Raw genomic sequence first — 19,222 nt, forward strand, 5'->3', positions numbered from 1 at the left:
GAAAATTCCCCTACTTTCGCCAGAACGTCGTGCAATCAGCCTTATCGGCAATATTAAATTCGATAATCCGCTTCAGTAAATCATAGTCGACAGGTTGACTCCACTTGATTCGGCCAAACTTTTTTCCAGGATTATAATGGTCCGCTTGAATATCGGTAGCAAAGGCTTCCATGACTGTTCCCTCTGGTGCAAAGGCCATATGCGTCTTCGCCACGCTAAACCCAATGATAAAGGTCCCGTGGTCCGTAAACATTGGCTGGTTCCAGGCGTAACGTTGTTCCAACTGTGGAAAGGTGGTCTGAACCCACTCCAGCACGTCGCGCACTCGCTGTTGGTGTTCTGGGTCTTCAACCTGATCAATAAATTTTTCAAAATCGGCAATCATGCTGCCACCTCGCAATCGTTTTGATATGCCTCTAATTGTACCATTCACTCCCTGCGATAGTGGCGAAATCATTCTCAGTTACGGAACTTATTCAGTCCTTAAGCTTTCTGTTTTGATTCTTGTTCTGATTCTTGTTCTGATTCTTATTTCAGTATTTGAATGCCGACGGCATTCCTTGGCGCCTTACCGGTTGGCCCTACAAGCGCTGGAACGCTGTGGACACGACTAGGAGCCTTGAAACCCACAAGTCTCCTAGCTCGGTCTTTATCTAGGCCGAGAAATTCTCTCTGCCAAGATAAATTTCACAGCTGAGCACTTGTAGGTCCGCCCTCACGGCTTAGACTGGTGAAAATCGAGACCAACAAGAATCAACGGCCACGATACCAAGACTCGAAACAACAATCACCGAAACCGTCTCTATCTCACACACCAAAAATGAAACTCAGACCTCATCGATCCCCCTTGATAGCAACTCATTATTTTAAATAAATAAATGCCCACCGCGACAGCCTACTTTCGGGCTCGAATCCATCAAAAATGACGATCTCCTTAGACAAGTTCCACCACAACCAAAGTCATAAAACCCGTCACCGTCTCATGTCAAATAGAAGTCGGAGACTGGTAAACCCGGAGTTCCGTGATCATCATCTAAGCCTGCCGACCTGAAGACCGCTTCCTAGGCTTCAGGTCGGCCTTATGGAACGCAGGACTTACCAGTTTTTAGCACTGGATCAGAAGCCGAAGGAAGGCAGGTGCGGAGTCCCGTGGTGGTCTTCTTAGGTCGGCCGGGCCTGCCGGACTTAGAAGACTGGCCGTCCAGATAGACTCGGGTCTTTGAGGCTACCTGGCGCCCTGAAGACCGCTCCTCAGGCTTCAGGTGCTGCCTCATGGGACGCAGCACCTGCCAGCCGTAGGCTGACCAACCCCAACCACCCCCCAACCAAAACCAAAACTAAACCTTTACGAGATCAACATCAAATGACTACATAAGTTGGCTACAGTGAATAACAGAGAAAGAGGAGGCATTATCATGCGACCAATGTCTGATCGACTGTACAGCTACGTCTGGATGTCACTGTTGCTAGTGGGCTTCGGTTCACCGAGCATTGCGGCGGCTGCTCAGGCCCTAGCTAACGCTAGCCAAACAAAAAGACCGTCCTCACAGGAACGGCCTTGATGAATCGTTTAATTAACTTTTTCGGTAACAACTAAGTCATCGGCATCTTCACCGGCCTTAGTCCGTAACGTCGCTTCGATATCTTCCAAAGAGCGGCCGCGAGTTTCGAAGACCTTCTTTTGAACGAACCAGATAGAAACGAAGCAGAGCACCCCGTAACCGATGAACAAACTACCAGTACCAAAGTAGTCCAGCAGGTATGGGAAGGTTAAGGAAACAATCATGTTCGCCGTCCAGTTAATCACACTGGCGAAGGAGTTCCCTAAGCCCCGAATATTGAGTGGGAAGACTTCCCCAATCATAACCCACATCACCGGACCCCAAGTTGCGGAGAAGAAAGCAATGTAGATGGTTAAGGCGATTACGGAAACGATCGCGGCCACGTGGGAACCCCCGGAGAACTTCATGCCAAGGCTCATCACAAATAGGGAAATTCCCATGCCGACGGCCCCGATATTCAACATCTTTTTCCGGTCGAATTTATCCATGATGGCCACGGCAACCGCGGTAACCACCACGTTGAAGACCCCAATCCCGATATGCGCTAACAGAGCGGCATGCACCCCGAAACCGACATCGGTGAAAATGGTGGGTGCGTAGTAGAGCACCGTGTTACAACCCATTACCTGTTGGAAGATGGCAAGACCAACCCCAATAACTAATGAAGGATGAACCATCTTACTGAATAATTCATTCCAGCCACCACTAACAATTTTAGCAGAGGCTTCGATTTCGGTAATTTCTTTGTTTACGGCAACTTCGTCATGTTTATTCATGGTTTCGAGCACTGCCCGTGCTTGATCCATGTGGCCACTCTTGGCTAAGAACCGTGGGCTCTCTGGTAGAATTAACCCACCCAGGAATAATAGGGCTGCCGGTAGCGCAGCGAACCCTAACATCCAGCGCCAACCGGTATACATACCGGAGAAAGTTAAGTTGGTAATGTAGGCCAACAGAATCCCGGTCATCACCATCAGTTGGAACAGGCTGGAGACCGTACCCCGTTTGTCGGCGGGCGCGAGTTCAGCTAGGTACGTTGGAATTAAGGCGGAGGCAGCCCCCACGGCAGCACCCAAGATAACTCGTGAGATAATCAGTGTCCAGAACTCTGGCGAGAACGCCGACCCCAAAGCACCAATAAAGAAAATAATAGCAGAGAGAAGTAGAAGCTTCCGCCGACCATAACGGTCAGACGATGGCCCGATAATAGCGGCACCCAAGATGGCACCCAGCAGGACGGCACTAACGACCCAGCCTTGTTCCCAAGGACCCAAGTGCATTTGCTTCTGAATAAACAAAATGGCTCCTGAGATTACCCCGGTATCATACCCAAAGAGGAGTCCCCCAAGGGCGCCGAAGAAGTAAACGAATCCGGTTGAAACTTTATGCATAGTCTTTTTACTTCCTTTGACGGTTCATCGCCGTAGATTTTGGTTCAATGTAAGTTGGCGTTTCTTTAGTTAGTTGATTGCCTCAACCAACTATGCTTATTATGATAGCACTTACATTTATTTTTTGGAAGCGTTTTCCGCAAAAAAATACACCGCCATGCCCGGCGGTGTATTCCAAGTTATTTGATTATTCAGCAGCACTCAGGTCTGAAGCCGTATCGCCGGCCTTTTCCCGTAACGTTGCTTCGATTTCTTCCAGTGAACGGTTCCGCGTTTCGAAGACTTTCTTCTGAACGAACCAGATGGAGGCGAAGCAGAGCACCCCGTAACCGATGAACAGACTACCAGTCCCGAAGAAGTTCAACAGTGCTGGGAAGGTTAAGGAAACGACCATGTTAGCCGTCCAGTTGATCACACTGGCAAAGGAGTTCCCTAAGCCTCGAATGTTCAATGGGAAGACTTCCCCAATCATAACCCACATCACGGGTCCCCAAGTGGCAGAGAAGAACGCAATGTAGATGGTTAAGGCAATCACGGAGATAATGGCCGCAACGTGTGAGCCGCCGGAGAACTTCATCCCGATACTCATAACGAACAGGGAAATCCCCATCCCAACGGCACCGATGTTTAACATCTTCTTCCGGTCGATCTTATCCATGATGGCCACGGCAATGGCCGTCACAATCACGTTAAAGATCCCAATCCCGATATGGGCTAACAGGGCCGCATTGACCCCGAAACCAACGTCGGTAAAAATGGTTGGTGCGTAGTAGAGCACCGTGTTACAACCCATGACTTGTTGGAAAATAGCTAAGCCAATCCCGATAACCAATGAAGGGCGCACCATCTTACCAAAGAGTTCGGTCCAGCCGCCACTCTTCATCTTAGCCTGTTCTTGAATCTGGGTTAATTCGGCGTTAACCGCCTTAGTATCGTGCTTGTTCATGGTGTCTAAGACTTGGCGAGCATCGTCAACTCGACCACTCTTGACCAAGAACCGTGGACTTTCGGGTAAGATTAATCCCCCGAAGAACAGTAATGCGGCAGGCACAGCCGCGAATCCTAACATCAGACGCCAGCCGTGGAACATGTCAGCCCAAGCGTAGTTAGTGATGTAGGCTAACAGAATCCCCGTCATCACCATCAGCTGGAACAGACTGGAGACCGTCCCCCGCTTGTCGGCGGGTGACAATTCTGCCAAGTAGGTTGGGATTAACGCGGACGCTGCCCCAACGGCCATCCCCAGGACGACCCGGGAGATAATCAGTGTCCAAAACTCAGGTGCCAGCCCGGAGCCTAAGGCCCCAACGAAGAAAATAATGGCTGATAGTAATAAGAGTTTCCGCCGGCCATAGCGGTCAGACGATGGCCCAATGATGGCGGCCCCTAAGATGGCACCCAACAAGACGGCACTAACGACCCAACCTTGTTGCCAAGGGCCCAAGTGCATTTGCTTTTGAATAAATAGAATGGCACCTGAGATGACCCCGGTATCGTAACCGAAGAGTAAGCCACCTAATGCCCCGAAAAAGTAAACAAATCCGGTTGAAACTTTTCGCATATTTTTCGCTCCTTATGCGGCCTACGCCGTAAAAATAAAGTGACAGAGTATGTGGAAGTAAACACTGAATTGCTTAATGTAAGTTGGTTTAATCACGTGTTGGTTGATTGGCTCAACCAACCATGAGGATATAATACCACGTCCAAATCTATTTTGGAAGCGTTTTCTTTTAAAACTAAAAAAAGTCCGACAAGCGCCGGACTTTCTGCAAACTTTATTAGAATATTTTTATAGCTCCGCCTTACGGTAATCAAGGAGTTGTTCACTGATCCCCTTGGTTTGTTGGTATACCTGCTTATAGATTTGATGCATCTTGGCGTATTTGGCCGCGTTCTCTGGATTAGGCTCGTAGGCCTTGCCAAAGTGAACGAAAGTTTCGGCACAGTCTTGGAGTGAGTCGAACCAGCCCAGGCCAACGGCGGCGATCATCGCTGCCCCCATGCCAGGACCCTGTTCATTTTCTAGGCTGACGACCTTACGGTTAAAAATATCCGCTTGAATCTGCAGCCAGAGTGGACTCTTAGCCCCACCACCGATGGAGACTACCGTATCAAAGTCGCCCCCATTTTCCTCGTAAATATCGAAGAGGTCGCGGAAAGAAAAGACGATCCCCTCCAAAACAGCGCGGACAAAGTCGTACCGTTGATGCGTGCCATCGATCCCGGTAAAGCTCCCCCGGATGTCAGCATCGGCGTACGGCGCCCGCTCACCCACGATATAAGGCGTGTAGAGCAGACCATTGGCGCCGACCGTCGACTTGGCCGCACTCGCCACAAACTCCGTGAAATCATCGACGGGAGCAAAGGTCTTCTTGAACCAGCTCAAAGAATACCCAGCGGCCAGGGTCACACCCATAGAGTAGTATTTGTCGGGAATGGCATGGTCTTCGAACTGCAGCACCCCATGGTAGTTCACGTCGGCATTATCTTCATACTTCAAGACAACCCCGGAGGTTCCGATACTGGAAAGCACCATGTTCGGGTGTAAAATGCCCGCACCAACGGCTCCTGCGGCGTTGTCGGCGGCCCCACCGAAGACCTTGGTCTCCATATTCAAGCCAGAGAACTCGGCGTAAGCCGCCGTCACCGTTCCCGCAAAGTCAATCGACTTGATCAGGGGTGGACACATGCTCATCGGAATATCGAAAACGTCACAAATCCGTTGGCTCCATTCGCCCTTAGCCACATCCAGTAAGACCGTCCCGGTCGCATCGGAGTAATCCATGGCCAAATTGCCGGTCATGCGGTAACGCACGTAGTCTTTCGGTAACACAAAATACTTAGCCTTCGCCCAAATATCGGGTTCGTTTTCCTTAACCCACAACAACTTGGTCAGCGTAAAGCCTTCGAGCGGCTGATTCCGGGTAATGTCAACGAACTCGTCACCCAGCTTCGCTTCAATTTCTTCCCGTTGTGGCGTACTCCGGGTATCGTTCCAAAGAATCGACGGCCGAAGGACCTTCTTGTTCTCATCCAACAGAACGAGCCCATGCATTTGGCCAGAAAAACTCAGCCCCTCAATATCATCGGCGGCCAGGTGGTCATTCAAAATCAAGCGGACAATGGCGACCGTTGTGCCAGAGACCCAGTCCTCGGGATTTTGTTCGTTATACCCTGGCTGTTTCTGAATCAAATCGTAGTCAAAACTTTCCTGAGCAACAATCTGCCCACTATGGTCTAAGGCCGATACCTTGACGGCACTGGTCCCCAGGTCAACACCGAGTACATACTTTCCCATCGGTCATTCCTCCTAGTTTATCGTTTGGTTTTAATTTTTTGGTTTTAAATTCTAGACAGTGCAAGCTGTCCGCCTTGCCGGTCCCAGCTAGCAAGCTGGAACGTGGTGGGCCGACTTTGAGCCCCAAACCCGGTCTCCAAGCTCGACCTTTGCCTAACCCGAGCAGACCTCTCGGCTAAGGCAAACAACACCACGGAGCCTGCTAGCTGGTTTCCTCACGGCTCACAATTGATCACAAGAACCAACCAGAGTGGCTTTAGTTGCAACGACAATCTCAGCCGAGAGGGCGGCCTGACGCAAAACGCAAGACCCACCGACCGGAAGACAAAAACGGCGGACGAACACACCGTTCGTCCGCCAATTTCTTGTCAGTTATTTTAAGTTATTTGCTAAGAGTCTCAATGATGTAGTGGTTGAGCGTGTCCTTAACTTGTTCAAGGTGGTCTGAGTGCGTCGCATTAACCAGATCAGCTTGCGTCTTGTCTAAGGAGTAGTCTTCCATCTGCTTCAAGCTAGCCTTACCAGCTTCGATGTCGGCACCGATGCCAGACTTGTATGAGCTGTAACGATCAGCCTTCAAGTTGTCCAAGAAGCCATCAGCCTTCATAGCAGCCGCAACCCGCAGGCCGGCAGCAAAGCTGTCCATCCCAACGATGTGACCGTAGAAGAGATCTTCTGGAGCAAATGAGGTCCGACGAGGCTTAGCATCGAAGTTCAACCCACCGCGAGGGCCGATGCTACCGTTTTCGATAACTTCGTACATTGCGGCAGTCGTTTCGTATAAGTTTGAAGGGTATTCGTCGATGTCCCAACCGATTAACTTATCACCCTCGTTGGCATCCAATGAACCCAATAAGCCGGCTTCACGGGCAACGCGGATTTCGTGTTGGTAAGTATGGCCAGCTAAGTTGGCGTGGTTACCTTCCAAGTTCAACTTGAAGTCTTTGTCCAGGTCGTATTCCTTCATGAAGGCGATCGTGGTTGCGGCGTCAAAGTCGTACTGGTGGGTCGTTGGTTCCTTAGGTTTTGGTTCTAACAACATCTGAGCATCGAAGCCGATTTCGTTAGCGTAGTCCTTAGCCAAATGGAACATCTTAGCAGCATGTTCTTGTTCCTGCTTCATGTTCGTGTTCCAGAGTGATTCGTAACCTTCACGGCCACCCCAGAAGACATAGTTTTCAGAACCGACCCGCTTACCAATTTCCAAACTGTGCTTCAATTGAGCAGCACTGTAAGCAAAGACGTCCGCGTATGGTGAGGTTGCGGCTCCTTCAACGAACCGAGGGTTTGAGAACATGTTTGACGTGTTCCACAAAACCTTCATGCCAGAAGTCTTTTGGTAGTCAACGATCTTGTCGACAACTTTATCCAAGTTAGCGTTGGTTTCACGTAAAGTGTCCCCTTCAGGCGCTAAGTCGCGGTCATGGAAGCAAAGGTAGTCTACCCCTAATTTGTTATAAAATTCGAAGGCAGCATCCACCTTGGCTAAAGCCAAGTCCATTGGATCTGTGTAGTGGTCGTATGGCCGTTGAGCGGTCCCGTCACCAAATGGGTCAACTAAACGTTGATCAAAGGTGTGCCAGTAAGCTACGGAGAACCGTAACCAATCTTTCATTTTCTTACCTGCAATCACTTCTTCAGGATTGTAGTATTGGAAACCTAAGCCAGACTTCTTATCTTGATGGCCGACGTATTGAATCTTGTCGATGCCTTTCCAGTATTCTTCAGTCATAATTTTATAAAAACCTCCTGGTTAGTTCGTTGCGACAACCAACTTACAAAACTTATTATACAGGGCTTAAAAGTTAATGCAAGCGTTTTCGTCAAGATTTTTCAAAAATATGTTAGCGGTTACTTCCCAACTTAGTAAAAAAACTAAACCAACTCCCTGGAACTATCTGGAGAATACCACAGAATTCGTTATGGCGGGTCAAACTTGAACTAGGTAAATCCATTCACTTATATATAGTAGGGAAATATCGTCCTAGGAAACGGATTCATAAATTAGATGTTTATTTCAACACCTTTGCTTAACCATTTCTGAACGTAAACTTTACATTTTGACGACCTATTCCTTTATGTTCATCCACTATAATATTTTTAAAGAATCAATGAGGAATGCTAAGTGGTCATGCCCATATCGATTGAGGAGGATAACTATGTGGATGCGTCAATATTCGCTTATTCGTCAGCTTATGAAGCAGAATTGTTGGCCATGGTTGGTTAGTGGCCTCGTGGTCATTACTGTATTAACCAGTGGGAGCATCAGGGCGTTGGCCGACTCGACGACGCCCGTGGAACCCACCATGGTGACGCAAACCCTCACCAAGAATCACCGACCAAAGCCGTCGATCATTCCGCTGGCAACCCACAAGGCGGTACCCGCTACCGCAACCACTCCTGAGCGGCCAAACCTACCGTTAGTTGGCCTGGCACTGCCCCTGTTGGCCCTCTTCATTCTCGACCTGCTGGAGCGAGACAATCAGCATAAGAATTTTAAATAATCCCGATCAAAAAGCGTGTCCCAGGAGTTTACTCCCCGGAACACGCTTTTCATTTAGGCCTAACCCACCGGCTCGGTGGTTGGCCGTTCGAAGTTTAATTCATAATTATCTAAGCCCAGGACTCGGTGAGTAATCAGCGAGCAGCCGCCCAGAACCGTTGCCAACCGAGCATTCTGGGTCACGTCAATGTTCACGTGATCATTGGCCAATGTCTGGTAAACGCTGCGAATTTGCTTCAGCAGGTCTGGAATTTCTTCAACCAGTGGCGAATTTAGGAAAAATGCGTCGGGATCAAGCGTCTTCATCGTATTGTAGATGAGCCCCCCGATAGCCGTTGAGAACGCCTTCAGGATCACCAAGGTTTCCGGATCTTCTTCGCGGTATAGTCGCACAATGGCATCGCGATCCAGGTCTTTCAAGCCCTTTTGTTCCTCAACCTTTTGGATAATGGCATCCTCGGAGCTGATGTCTTCGGCGTGCATGAAGCGCGGTTGACCGTCCGCATCCATCTCAATGCTGGCAACGGACCGGCCGATTTCACCGGCATCCCCATGTTCCCCGCGGAAGAGGTCGCGGTGCAAGATGATCCCGGCCCCGATCCCACGGTGAATACTGATGGTCACAGTACTGTTCAGGCCATGCGCCCCATTGAAGTCCCGTTCGTAAATGGCGGAAAGGTTGGCTTCGTTTTCCAAAACAACTGGTACCTGATAGGCCATCGAGAAGATCTTCTCCAGGTCGACGCCGTCCATGTCGATAAATGGTGACGTCTTCACCTGGTTATTCAAGACGATCCCGTGTATAGAGAAACAAATACCCAATAGGCCATTGCTGGTGGTGTCTTGCTTCTGAATCTGACCGATGTACTCATTGATCCGGTCGACCATTTCATGAATGGTCTTCCCCTTGGTATCAATTCGATCATACTTGGACACCCGGCCGTTGAGCCGGGTTACCAGGGCATGGAGATGACGATAGCCCAGATCAAACGTCAGCGTGTAGCCGTAGTCCTGGCTGATCTCGACCAGCGTCGGCTTCCGACCACCCGCGGTCGAGGCCTCACCGAGGCCGAGTTCCGTCAAATAGCCCGCCGACATCAAGGTATTGTATAGCGATGATACCGTGGACTTGTTGAGATTCAACTGATGTGAAATCTCAATCCGCGATGTGGGGTGATTATTAAAAATCTGTTGCAAGACAAATTTTAAATTTTGATCATGTAATTGATTACGATTCATACTCCGGCGAACCATTTGATTTCCTCCTCGTGGCTTGACAAGCCCCCTGGCTCGCCCATTTCGTCTGGTTGGTATTTTGATAATACCAACTAACTAAGATAATAGCAATAACTTTGGTCTCATTGCTTTGTAAGCGTTCACATAGAGACGGCATGGTTCGATGAACCAACCAACTCAAGTATCACCCCCGCTCCTAAATAAATCAACCGTTTTACCTAATTTACCTCGGTTCTTGTCGATTACCGTAAAAATCCGAACGCAACTCCCTAAATTCTGACCGAAAAAAAGATGCTCGGCGGCTACCGAGCATCTCACAATCTATTCATGGACTTTAATTTCCAAGATTCGTTTGACGTCTGCCGCCGTTCGCCGTTCCTTATCATTACGTTCCAGATCGGTGATGGCCGTCATGTCACTCGGCAACAACTCGAAGTCAAAGGCTAGCTTGTTATCCAGCAGGCGTTGTTCATGCACCGTCTTCGGGATCACGACAACCCCCCGCTGCATCAGCCACCGTAACATGACCTGTGCCGTGGTCCGACGATACTTCGTCGCGATCTTCTCCAACAACGGATTGTGGAAAACATCGTGGCGACCCTGGGCTAACGGTCCCCAGGCCTCAGCTTGAATACCGTTATTGCGCAGGTAGTCCACCGTGGCCGTCCGTTGGCGGAAAACGTTCAGCTGAATCTGATCGACCGCCGGCGTAACTTCGTTAAATTTCGTGAAGGCCGCCAGTAACGGCGGATCAAAGTTAGCCACCCCGATGGCGCGAATCTTACCGGCGTGGTACAACTCTTCTAACGCCCGCCAGGCACCATAAACATCCCCAATGGGCAAATGAATCAGGTAGAGATCCAGGTAATCGAGCCCTAGCCGGTCGAGTGAATCCTGAAAGCCCCGCTTGGCCCCCTCGTAGGTCATATCCTGAACCCAGAGCTTCGAGGTGACAAAGATTTCTTCGCGAGGAATCCCACTTTCCCGGATGGCCTCGCCAACGGCGGGTTCGTTCTGATAAGACGCGGCCGTATCGATGAGCCGATAGCCATCCTTGAGTCCGGTAAGGACCGTCTCCTTGGTCTTGGTTAGGTCCCAGATTCGAAAAACCCCGAGACCTAGTTGGGGCATCTCGACCCCATTATTAAGTTTGACTGTTAACATTGGGCGTTCCCCCTTAGTTCGTCATTCTTAGTCGGTAGCATCCTCGGGCCAGGCTGTGATCAGCTGCCGGACATGTGCTTCAATCTCATCCCGCACCTGCCGAAAGACGGTCATGATCGCTTCATCATCACCGGTTGCCTGCGCCGGGTCCGGCAGTGGCCAATGCAGTTTGGCTACACTGGGGGGCGTCACGGGACAACGGTCACGCGCATCTCCACACAGCGTCACAACTACATCACTCGCCATCAGGTAATCCGCGTCAATCAACTTGGACGTCTGTTGGGAGATGTCGATGCCGACCTCCTGCATCGCGGCAACGGCCCGCGGATTGAGTCCGTGAGTTTCGATGCCGGCACTGGCAATCTGCCAATCTGCGGGCGCTAGTTTGCGGGCGAAGCCTTCAGCCATTTGACTGCGACACGAGTTACCGGTACAGAGAAAATATAGTTGGGCCATGAGAACACCTTCCATTATATAAGAGTTATTATCTCCAGCTTACCAGTCTTTAACCCGCGATGCAGGCCAAATTCAGTTTTTTTCACAAAAAAGGTCGGCTTTTGAATGCCGACCGCTACGACTCCCATTCCATTAGTCACGGTGCTCCTGATGCCACCGTTTAATATAGTCCATTCGTTCCTTGAACCGCGGCTCACGCCCTTGGTCCGTGGGATGATAATATTCATGACCCTTCAGCATCGCGGGCATGGTCTCCATTTCGGTTAACTTATCCTTGGTGTCATGCGCATACTGGTAGTCGGCCCCATACCCCAAGTCCTTCATGAGCTTGGTGGGGGCGTTGCGAATCTGTAATGGCACCGGTTCATCGCGCGTCGTCTGCACATCCCGCTTGGCTTCGAGACTGGCCTTGTAGATCGCGTTTGATTTTGGCGCCAACGACAGGTAGCTCACGGCCTCGACCAGATGAACGTCACACTCCGGCATCCCCAGAAACTGACAGGCTTGAAAGACGTTGATCGCCACATTGAGGGCGTTCGTATCCGCCAGCCCAATATCCTCACTGGCGAAGCGCACCAGCCGACGGGCAATGTACAGCGGATCTTCCCCACCGGCCAACATCCGTGTCAGCCAATAGATGGCGGCATTGACGTCCGAATTACGCATCGATTTATGTAAGGCGGAAATAATATTGTAGTGTTCTTCACCCGTCTTGTCGTAAAGGACAAACTTCTGGCTAATCAACTGCTTCAGGTCAGCCATGGTGACCGTCACCTGATCATCCTGCTTATCACCATTGAGCACGGCCATTTCCAGGGTATTCAGGGCCATTCGCGCATCCCCATTGGCAAATTCAGCAATCGCGTGCCGCTCCTCGGAACCAATCTTGACGGTCACGTCAAAGCCATCGGGATTTTGGATGGCATTGGTTAAAAGTTCTTCAATATCGGCCGTCTCAAGGGCTTTCAAAACGAAGACCTTACAGCGCGAAAGTAACGCGGCGTTGACCTCAAATGAGGGATTCTCCGTGGTGGCGCCAATCAGGATGATACTCCCACGCTCCACGTATGGCAGAAACGCATCCTGCTGGGCCTTATTGAACCGATGGATTTCATCCACGAAAACAATCGTCTGCTCGCCGATCTCGCGGTCACCCTCGGCCTGTTTCATAATGTCTTTAATCTTACGAATACTGCTGTCCACGGCACTGAAGCTCAGAAATTTGGCCTGCGTTTGCCGGGCGATGATCTCGGCCAACGTGGTCTTGCCGACACCGGGCGGCCCCCAGAAGATCATCGATGACACCTGATCATTTTCAATCAGTTCACGCAGAATCTTCCCCGGACCCAGTAGGTGGGTCTGCCCCACGAATTGGTCCAGCGTCTGGGGCCGCACCCGACTAGCCAACGGCGTGTTCTGCCGGTCATTCGAAAATAACGATTCTTGTTGCACGAGTCCCACCACCCTTTTAAGACCATGATAACCCGTTTCGCAAATGAACAACAGTCCTAACCCCTAAGTGGCTTAGCGGTCACTTTCGGGTAGGTTGGCCGTCTGATTCGCATAGCGGAAAGCCCCCCAGGCGAAGCCGATGCCAAAGCCAATGAGTGTGGGTACCAACCAGCCCAGGCCAAGGCTCGCAAATGGCAAATATTGGTGATAGATACCTAACGCGGTATGAATCGGCGTGAACTGGCTAATCATGGCCGGCGCACTGTTTAGCATGTCAAGAATGGCGGGGAGAATGGTGAACGCCATCGTAACCTTGTAAATGGTCCCGGCGTAAGGGCGGCTGGCAACCGTCAACGACAGCCCGATCAGTGCCAGAGCCAACGGGTACATCAACATCAGCACGGGTAAGGACCAGGTGATGATGGTGTCCAGCCCGGCGTTAGCAACCAGGAAGGATAGGATCGTGGTAACCCATAGCCAGGTCCGGTAGCCCACCTTGGGAAATAGCTTATGGAAGTCTTGGGCAAACGAGGAAACCAAGCCAATTGCGGTCGTCAACACGCCTAGCGTCACCAGGGCCCCCAATAAGAGCGTCCCCACGCTACTGAAGTAGTGACCGACAATTTGGGATAAGGCCGTGCCACCGTTCGCAGATAACTTCAGTTGGCTCATGCTCAAGGCCCCGAGGAGCACCAGACCAAAGTAGATAAGCACCTCTAACGAAATACTGATAATCCCGGCCTTCGCGGTTAATTTGGTCAGCTCGCGACCTTCGTATCCCAGACCCCGAATGGCGTGGATCAGGGTGACACTCAGTGCCAGTAAGGCCACGGCGTCCAAGGTGTTGTAGCCTTCCAGCAACCCACCAATCGTAGCATTAGCTTGATAGGTAGCAGTTGGCGTCTGCGCCAGACTCCCCATTGGCTTCAGGAAGGCCACGATGAAGATGATGGCCAGTAGTGCGAGGAACCCCACGTTGAGGTACTTCCCAACAATCTTTAGCAGATGTTGTTGATGGGTGGCAGCTAGATAGGTTGCCGCAAAAAACAATCCCGTAAAGAGCAACATGCCCAGCGTGGACCAGTGCTTGGGAATAAACGGTTGAACGGCCATCTCATAGGCGGTTGCAGCGGTCCGCGGCGTTGCGAAGAACGGCCCAATGGTCAAATGAACCAGAATAAGGAAGATGGCGGCGGCATGCTTGCCAACAGGACGGGCGAGGTCTAAGAGACCGTCACTCTTGGTCACCACCACGGCCAGGATCGCCAGTAAGGGGAACAGTGACCCCGAGATCGCAAAGCCCAACGCGGCCAGGAACCAATTTGACCCAGCCATCTGTCCCAGGTGAACGGGAAAAATCAGGTTGCCGGAACCAAAAAACATGCCAAAGATTAAGGAACTGACGACTAATAATTGACCCCAACTTTTCTTCGGTGCTGCATTTAATTCTTTCATCATCAATTCCTCCATATCACTAATTTTTACCCGTAAACGTCAAAAGAGCCCCTTTCCCACGAATGGGAAAAGGGCTCTACAAGCAGAACGGTACCACCTTTTTGTGATGGCAAGCCACCACACTCATCGCGGACTAACATCCGCTAGCCAAATAATGGTGGCCACCACGACAGCCTTAGCAACTGTCGAACTCGGAATTAACCTTCACGAAACCTTGATGGTCACTTTGCACTAGCCGTGACTCCCTAAGCACCAATAGATCCGCTACTACTTTCTTCAACGTTTTATAAGTATTGTTTAGTATCATATAACCCTGATTATTAAAAGTCAATGGGTAAATTAAAACTAAATGAGAAGTTCTATTGGTCACTATCGGCCATCGTTGCCTGGCTGGCCCACCGGAAATGACCCCAGACCAGGCTAGCCACGAAGCCAACCAGGGTTGGTACCATCCAGCCCAAGCCGAGACTGGCAAATGGGACAACCCCGTGATAGAACGTTAAGGCCGCGTGAACCGGAGCCCAGTTGGTCACAACTGCGGGCGCTGCGTTCAACATGTCGAGCACCGCTGGCAAGACCGTAAAGGCAATCGTGAACTTGTAGACCAGACCGGCGTATGGCCGTTTGGCAACCGTCAAGGAAACCAGGATTAAGGCCAGTGACAGCGGATATAACAACATCAAGACGGGCAATGACCAAGCGATGATGGTATCCAAACCGGCATTGGCCACCACGAATGAAACGAACGTCGTCAGTCGTAGCCAGGAGAGATAGCTGACCCTAGGGAATAGCTTATGAAAGTCTTGGGCGAAGGACGTTACCAGGCCTAGTGCCGTGGTGAAGACCCCTAGCGTCACCAGGACGCCCAAGAATAAAGTCCCGAAGTTACTGAAGTAGTGGCCGACGATGGCTGATAACGCTACCCCGCCGTTGGCAGATAGCTTGAGCTGACTCATACTGAAGGCCCCTAATAAAACCAGGCCGAAGTAGATGGCGATTTCTAAGACGATGCTTAACGTCCCGGCTTGCGCGGTTAACTTGGTCAAAGCCCGATCACGGTAACCCAGGCCGCGAACCGCACGCACAAACGTTACACTTAAGGCCAACAGGGCCACGGCATCAACCGTATTGTAGCCTTCCAAGAGACCACTGATCGTGGCATTGGTTTGGTAGGCCATGGTTGGGGTGTGTTGCAGGCTTCCCATCGGATCGAAGAAGGCCACAACGAATAAGATCGCTAACATGCCTAGGAAGAAGGCATTTAAATACTTGCCGACGACCTTCAAGAGGTTACTCTGATGAGTTGCGAGGACGTAAGCCGCTCCGAAGAACAGACCCGTAAAGACCAGCATACCGACGGTGGTGAACTGCTTGGGTAGGAACGGTTGAACGGCCATTTCGTACGCGGTCGCGGCCGTCCGGGGCGTTCCGAAGAAGGGGCCGATGGTCAAATGAACCAAGACCAGGAAGACCGCCGCGTAATGCCGGCCGACTGGCTTGGCGAGATCGAACAGGCCATCACTCTTGGTCACCACCACCGCTAGGATGGCGAGGAGTGGAAATAAAGACCCCGAAACCGCGAAGCCTAACGCCGCCATAAACCAGTTATGGCCGGCCATTTGTCCTAAATGAACGGGGAAGATTAGGTTCCCTGAACCGAAGAACATCCCAAAAATCAGAGAGCTCACCACTAATAATTGCCGAAAACTTTTCTTTGGTGTCACGACTGCTTCTTCCATTGTTCATTCCTCCACTCGTTTTATTAATTTCAATTGGTCACGATATTGACCACCGACGACGACGGTTAGGATTACGTCCTATGGGACCCGTCCGAAGTCTTAACACCACCGTCACAGGACTTCACCCTAACCACCTCTGGCTAAGATTCAGCATTTCAATCAATCGGTTGTCACTTGAATGCTTGCTGGGTCTCTGTTGCTTATTTACTCTTTTGTCGACTCCTTCACCATTTTTATTACCCTAAAACGTCAAAAAGAGCCCTCTTCCCACTATGGGAAAAGGGCTCTACGAGTAGAACGGTACCACCTTTTTGTGGTTGCCGAAGCCACCACACTCATCACGGACCAACATCCGCTAGCCAAGTAATGGTGGCAACCACGATAGCCTACTGAATCAGCATCGAACTCGGAAATGATTTTCACTTACGCTTGATGGTCACTTTTCACTAGACGTGACTCACTGGGCATCGCTGCGTTCGCTACTTTTTTCCTCAACGTTTTTAAGTATTGTTAAGTAGTATAGGACAAGGATAATTAAAATGCAATGAGAAAATTAAAATTATTATCAGTTTTGTGTTATTGAATTTGGTTCCATAAAAGAATCCACTTCTCATTATAGAAGTGGATTCTTCACTCTCTGTTTAGCTTTTATTTTAATCTTACAGCGAATCTTTTAGTTCCGTTTCCGGAATACCAACGTACCCAAGCTCCCAATCAACACAGCCAGTCCAGCCAGTGGGGAAACGGACTTGTCTCCGGTTTGGGGCAAGGTCATCGCCGAGTTATCTGACTTAGCAGCCCGTTTAACCGACGCATTAGCGGTAACCTTGGCGGCTTGGCCATTGGCCTTCAAGTCAACTGGCTTAGCCACGGGCTTGGCCGCTACCTTGTCAGCCGCATGGTTAGTGGTCTTTCCTGGTTTAGTTGGCGTTGTTGGGTTAATCGTAGCGGCATCCCCACCGTTATCAATCTTCGCGTAGGTAAAGGTAACCGTCTGGTTGCTCGCGGTAAAGGTCCCGGTGGCACTGGTATCACCAACCGCTTTATACCCGGTAATCGCTGGTGCGTCAATGTTGTAGGCATCGCCAACCTTCCCGGATTTCACGGATTGTGCTAAGACGTTGCCCGCCTTGTCGACACTCACAATCGTCACGGTCCCCGTCGTGTCGGGCGTGGGATCGACTGGTGTGACCGGCTTAGCATCGGCCGTGTAAACGTAGGTCACGTCAATCGCAGTGTCGGTTAATGTCCCGGTGGCATTTTCTGGCGTCGTCTTCAGCTTATAATTAGCGATCGTCAATGGTGTTGTGGTATAGGCATCGCCAACCATCCCATTCACTTGAGTGTCACCATGAATTGTGGCGCCAGTTTCATCCACGTAGTGCACATTGACGGGCGCCGCCGCGGTGGCCATTTCATAAGGTTGAATGATTTGGAAATTATTGAAGTTATTCTTAGATTGAACTTTCGCCGTCAAATAATACTTGTTAGCTAACGGTGTCACTCTGAAGTTTTTATAAGTAGTGACACCGGGCTCTTGGGCCTTAATGTCGGTATAGGTCAGGCTCCCATCAGCATTCGCCGTTGGCGTCCCGCCTTGGTAGTAAATGTTAACCATAGCCGATTGACCATCCCCATAGTTCGCGTCACTAATGGTCAAGACATCGGTAGGAATTTGGAGCGCATCACTTTCCCCGTTCTTGGTGACCACTTTAACGTTGACGGTTGCGGTTGGGTTATTCGGGTCAATCTTAATCGTTGGTAGAATCAACACTTGATTATAGTCGCCGAAGGTTGCGGTCGATGCCGCAAATGACCGACCAACGATTGGCGAGAAGTCCATGATGCTATTGTAATTTACGTAAACATATTTCAATCCCGTCATGGTTGCCAGTGGTGTGACGTCTTGAATACGGTTGTGTTGCAAGTCTAGGTCGGTCACATTGGTCAAATGCGCTAATGGCGAAATATCTACGATGTCACCACGATACTTGCTGGAACCCAGCCCAAAAGTCGTCTTCAAGTTGATGGTGGTCAACCCGGTGGCATATTGTAATCCTTCCAATGAGAACGCGGTCTTGCCATCGATGTAGGTATCTAATTTATGCGTTTGATTGCCACCGACGGCCTCCAGCTTGGTTAATTGCTTGATGTTATCCTGGGTAATCTGATCGACACTAGTCAAATCCAAATCGGGCAATTCTAGCTGAATATTATAGAGCACGATCAGTTGTAATTGCTTGTTGGGCATCCATTCATCGATAGATTGATCCGCCTTAGCAGCCGGTGCGGGTGCTAAGGCAATTGGTGCTGCTGCCGGAGTATCAGCCCTGAGGGTCTTCTTAGGTGCAGACGTCGTTGTCTGATCCCCATCGGATGTCACGACGTGATCCGACTGGTCATCCTGATTGACATCGGTGCCGCTAAACTTTTCCTTTTCACCGGCTGTGACAACCGGTGCAGGACCATCTTGCTTTTCGCCAGCTGCCGGATCCTTTTCACCGTTGTCGTCCTGAACCACGGGCGCCGCCGGTTGGTCCGAAGCCGGCGCCTTTTGCTCAACTGGCACTTGATCGGCACCTCCATCAGTGGCCGCATTGGCCGTCATGGGAACGGCCAGCGCCAATGTAGCGCTTACAATCCCGGCAAATACCCAAAATTTTCCCTGCTTGTACATCTTGTAGTGACGTTTACTATTATTTAAAGGCTTCATACTTTATCGCTCCTCACTGGCGGTTCCCTAGTTAGACGGTATAGTTGTTATTTGGAATTAATTGCTTATGTAATGATGGTTCATATTAACTAGTTCCATTATAACGACTAAACCGGAAAAATACTAGGTCATACCCCGAAACACTTTCCTTGAAAAGCAACCGATCACTAAAGACATCCGAACGTCTAGTTGCTGAACTGTCGGCATTCCATTAGATGGGCCAACAATTTTTGCCCCCTATCTTATCAAAAAT

Annotated in this window: 14 protein-coding genes; 2 read left to right on the top strand and 12 right to left on the bottom strand. The window is 50.3% G+C overall.

Annotated elements, in window-relative coordinates; translation table 11 throughout:
* Positions 1 to 10: 10 nt before the first annotated feature.
* Positions 11 to 385, bottom strand: a complete 375-nt coding sequence (locus LSE01S_RS01300; RefSeq protein WP_061775823.1) for an iron chaperone — start codon at positions 383 to 385, stop codon at positions 11 to 13.
* A gap of 1,030 nt (positions 386 to 1,415) precedes the next feature.
* Here LSE01S_RS01300 and LSE01S_RS10905 point away from each other — a divergent pair.
* The gene (locus LSE01S_RS10905; protein WP_156470442.1) at positions 1,416 to 1,562 is read left to right on the top strand and encodes a hypothetical protein; all 147 of its coding nucleotides are present in this window, start codon (positions 1,416 to 1,418) and stop codon (positions 1,560 to 1,562) included.
* An 8-nt stretch (positions 1,563 to 1,570) separates the two neighbouring features.
* Here LSE01S_RS10905 and LSE01S_RS01305 read toward each other — a convergent pair whose 3' ends face one another.
* The 4 genes from LSE01S_RS01305 to xylA form a co-directional block, all read right to left on the bottom strand.
* Positions 1,571 to 2,953, bottom strand: a complete 1,383-nt coding sequence (locus LSE01S_RS01305; protein ID WP_061775824.1) for a sugar porter family MFS transporter — start codon at positions 2,951 to 2,953, stop codon at positions 1,571 to 1,573.
* A 187-nt stretch (positions 2,954 to 3,140) separates the two neighbouring features.
* Positions 3,141 to 4,514 (bottom strand): sugar porter family MFS transporter, encoded by a 1,374-nt coding sequence (locus LSE01S_RS01310; RefSeq protein WP_061775825.1) that lies wholly within the window; start codon positions 4,512 to 4,514, stop codon positions 3,141 to 3,143.
* 228 nt (positions 4,515 to 4,742) lie between these two features.
* On the bottom strand, positions 4,743 to 6,251 hold the full coding sequence (xylB, locus tag LSE01S_RS01315; RefSeq protein WP_061775826.1) for a xylulokinase: 1,509 nt from the start codon (positions 6,249 to 6,251) through the stop codon (positions 4,743 to 4,745).
* A 382-nt stretch (positions 6,252 to 6,633) separates the two neighbouring features.
* Entirely contained in the window at positions 6,634 to 7,983 is a 1,350-nt protein-coding gene (gene xylA / locus LSE01S_RS01320) for a xylose isomerase (RefSeq protein WP_061775827.1), read from the bottom strand.
* A 427-nt stretch (positions 7,984 to 8,410) separates the two neighbouring features.
* On the opposite strand from xylA, the gene LSE01S_RS01325 reads away from it, so the two are divergent.
* Positions 8,411 to 8,755 (top strand): hypothetical protein, encoded by a 345-nt coding sequence (locus LSE01S_RS01325; RefSeq protein WP_061775828.1) that lies wholly within the window; start codon positions 8,411 to 8,413, stop codon positions 8,753 to 8,755.
* Between the two features lie 59 nt (positions 8,756 to 8,814).
* On the opposite strand, the gene LSE01S_RS01330 is transcribed toward LSE01S_RS01325, so the two are convergent.
* From LSE01S_RS01330 to LSE01S_RS01360, 7 genes are all read right to left on the bottom strand, one after another.
* Positions 8,815 to 10,008: an ROK family protein gene (locus LSE01S_RS01330; RefSeq protein WP_061775829.1), complete on the bottom strand. Its 1,194-nt coding sequence runs from the start codon at positions 10,006 to 10,008 to the stop codon at positions 8,815 to 8,817.
* Positions 10,009 to 10,311: 303 nt separating this feature from the next.
* Positions 10,312 to 11,154: an aldo/keto reductase gene (locus LSE01S_RS01335; protein ID WP_061775830.1), complete on the bottom strand. Its 843-nt coding sequence runs from the start codon at positions 11,152 to 11,154 to the stop codon at positions 10,312 to 10,314.
* A 27-nt stretch (positions 11,155 to 11,181) separates the two neighbouring features.
* Positions 11,182 to 11,610 carry an arsenate reductase (thioredoxin) gene (arsC, locus tag LSE01S_RS01340; RefSeq protein ID WP_061775831.1) on the bottom strand — a complete coding sequence of 143 codons (429 nt, stop codon included), beginning with the start codon at positions 11,608 to 11,610 and terminating at the stop codon, positions 11,182 to 11,184.
* A 132-nt stretch (positions 11,611 to 11,742) separates the two neighbouring features.
* Complete coding sequence (locus LSE01S_RS01345; protein WP_061775832.1) at positions 11,743 to 13,062, bottom strand: replication-associated recombination protein A; 1,320 nt, start codon at positions 13,060 to 13,062, stop codon at positions 11,743 to 11,745.
* 72 nt (positions 13,063 to 13,134) lie between these two features.
* Positions 13,135 to 14,517: a branched-chain amino acid transport system II carrier protein gene (gene brnQ / locus LSE01S_RS01350; protein WP_061775833.1), complete on the bottom strand. Its 1,383-nt coding sequence runs from the start codon at positions 14,515 to 14,517 to the stop codon at positions 13,135 to 13,137.
* Between the two features lie 359 nt (positions 14,518 to 14,876).
* Positions 14,877 to 16,256, bottom strand: coding sequence for a branched-chain amino acid transport system II carrier protein (gene brnQ / locus LSE01S_RS01355; RefSeq protein ID WP_061775834.1), 1,380 nt, complete (start codon positions 16,254 to 16,256; stop codon positions 14,877 to 14,879).
* Between the two features lie 673 nt (positions 16,257 to 16,929).
* A complete protein-coding gene (locus LSE01S_RS01360) occupies positions 16,930 to 18,969 on the bottom strand; it encodes a MucBP domain-containing protein (RefSeq protein ID WP_061775835.1) in 2,040 nt (679 codons plus the stop codon).
* Positions 18,970 to 19,222: the final 253 nt, after the last annotated feature.

The sequence above is a fragment of the Levilactobacillus senmaizukei DSM 21775 = NBRC 103853 genome (assembly GCF_001592085.1).
GTDB classification, from domain to species: domain Bacteria; phylum Bacillota; class Bacilli; order Lactobacillales; family Lactobacillaceae; genus Levilactobacillus; species Levilactobacillus senmaizukei.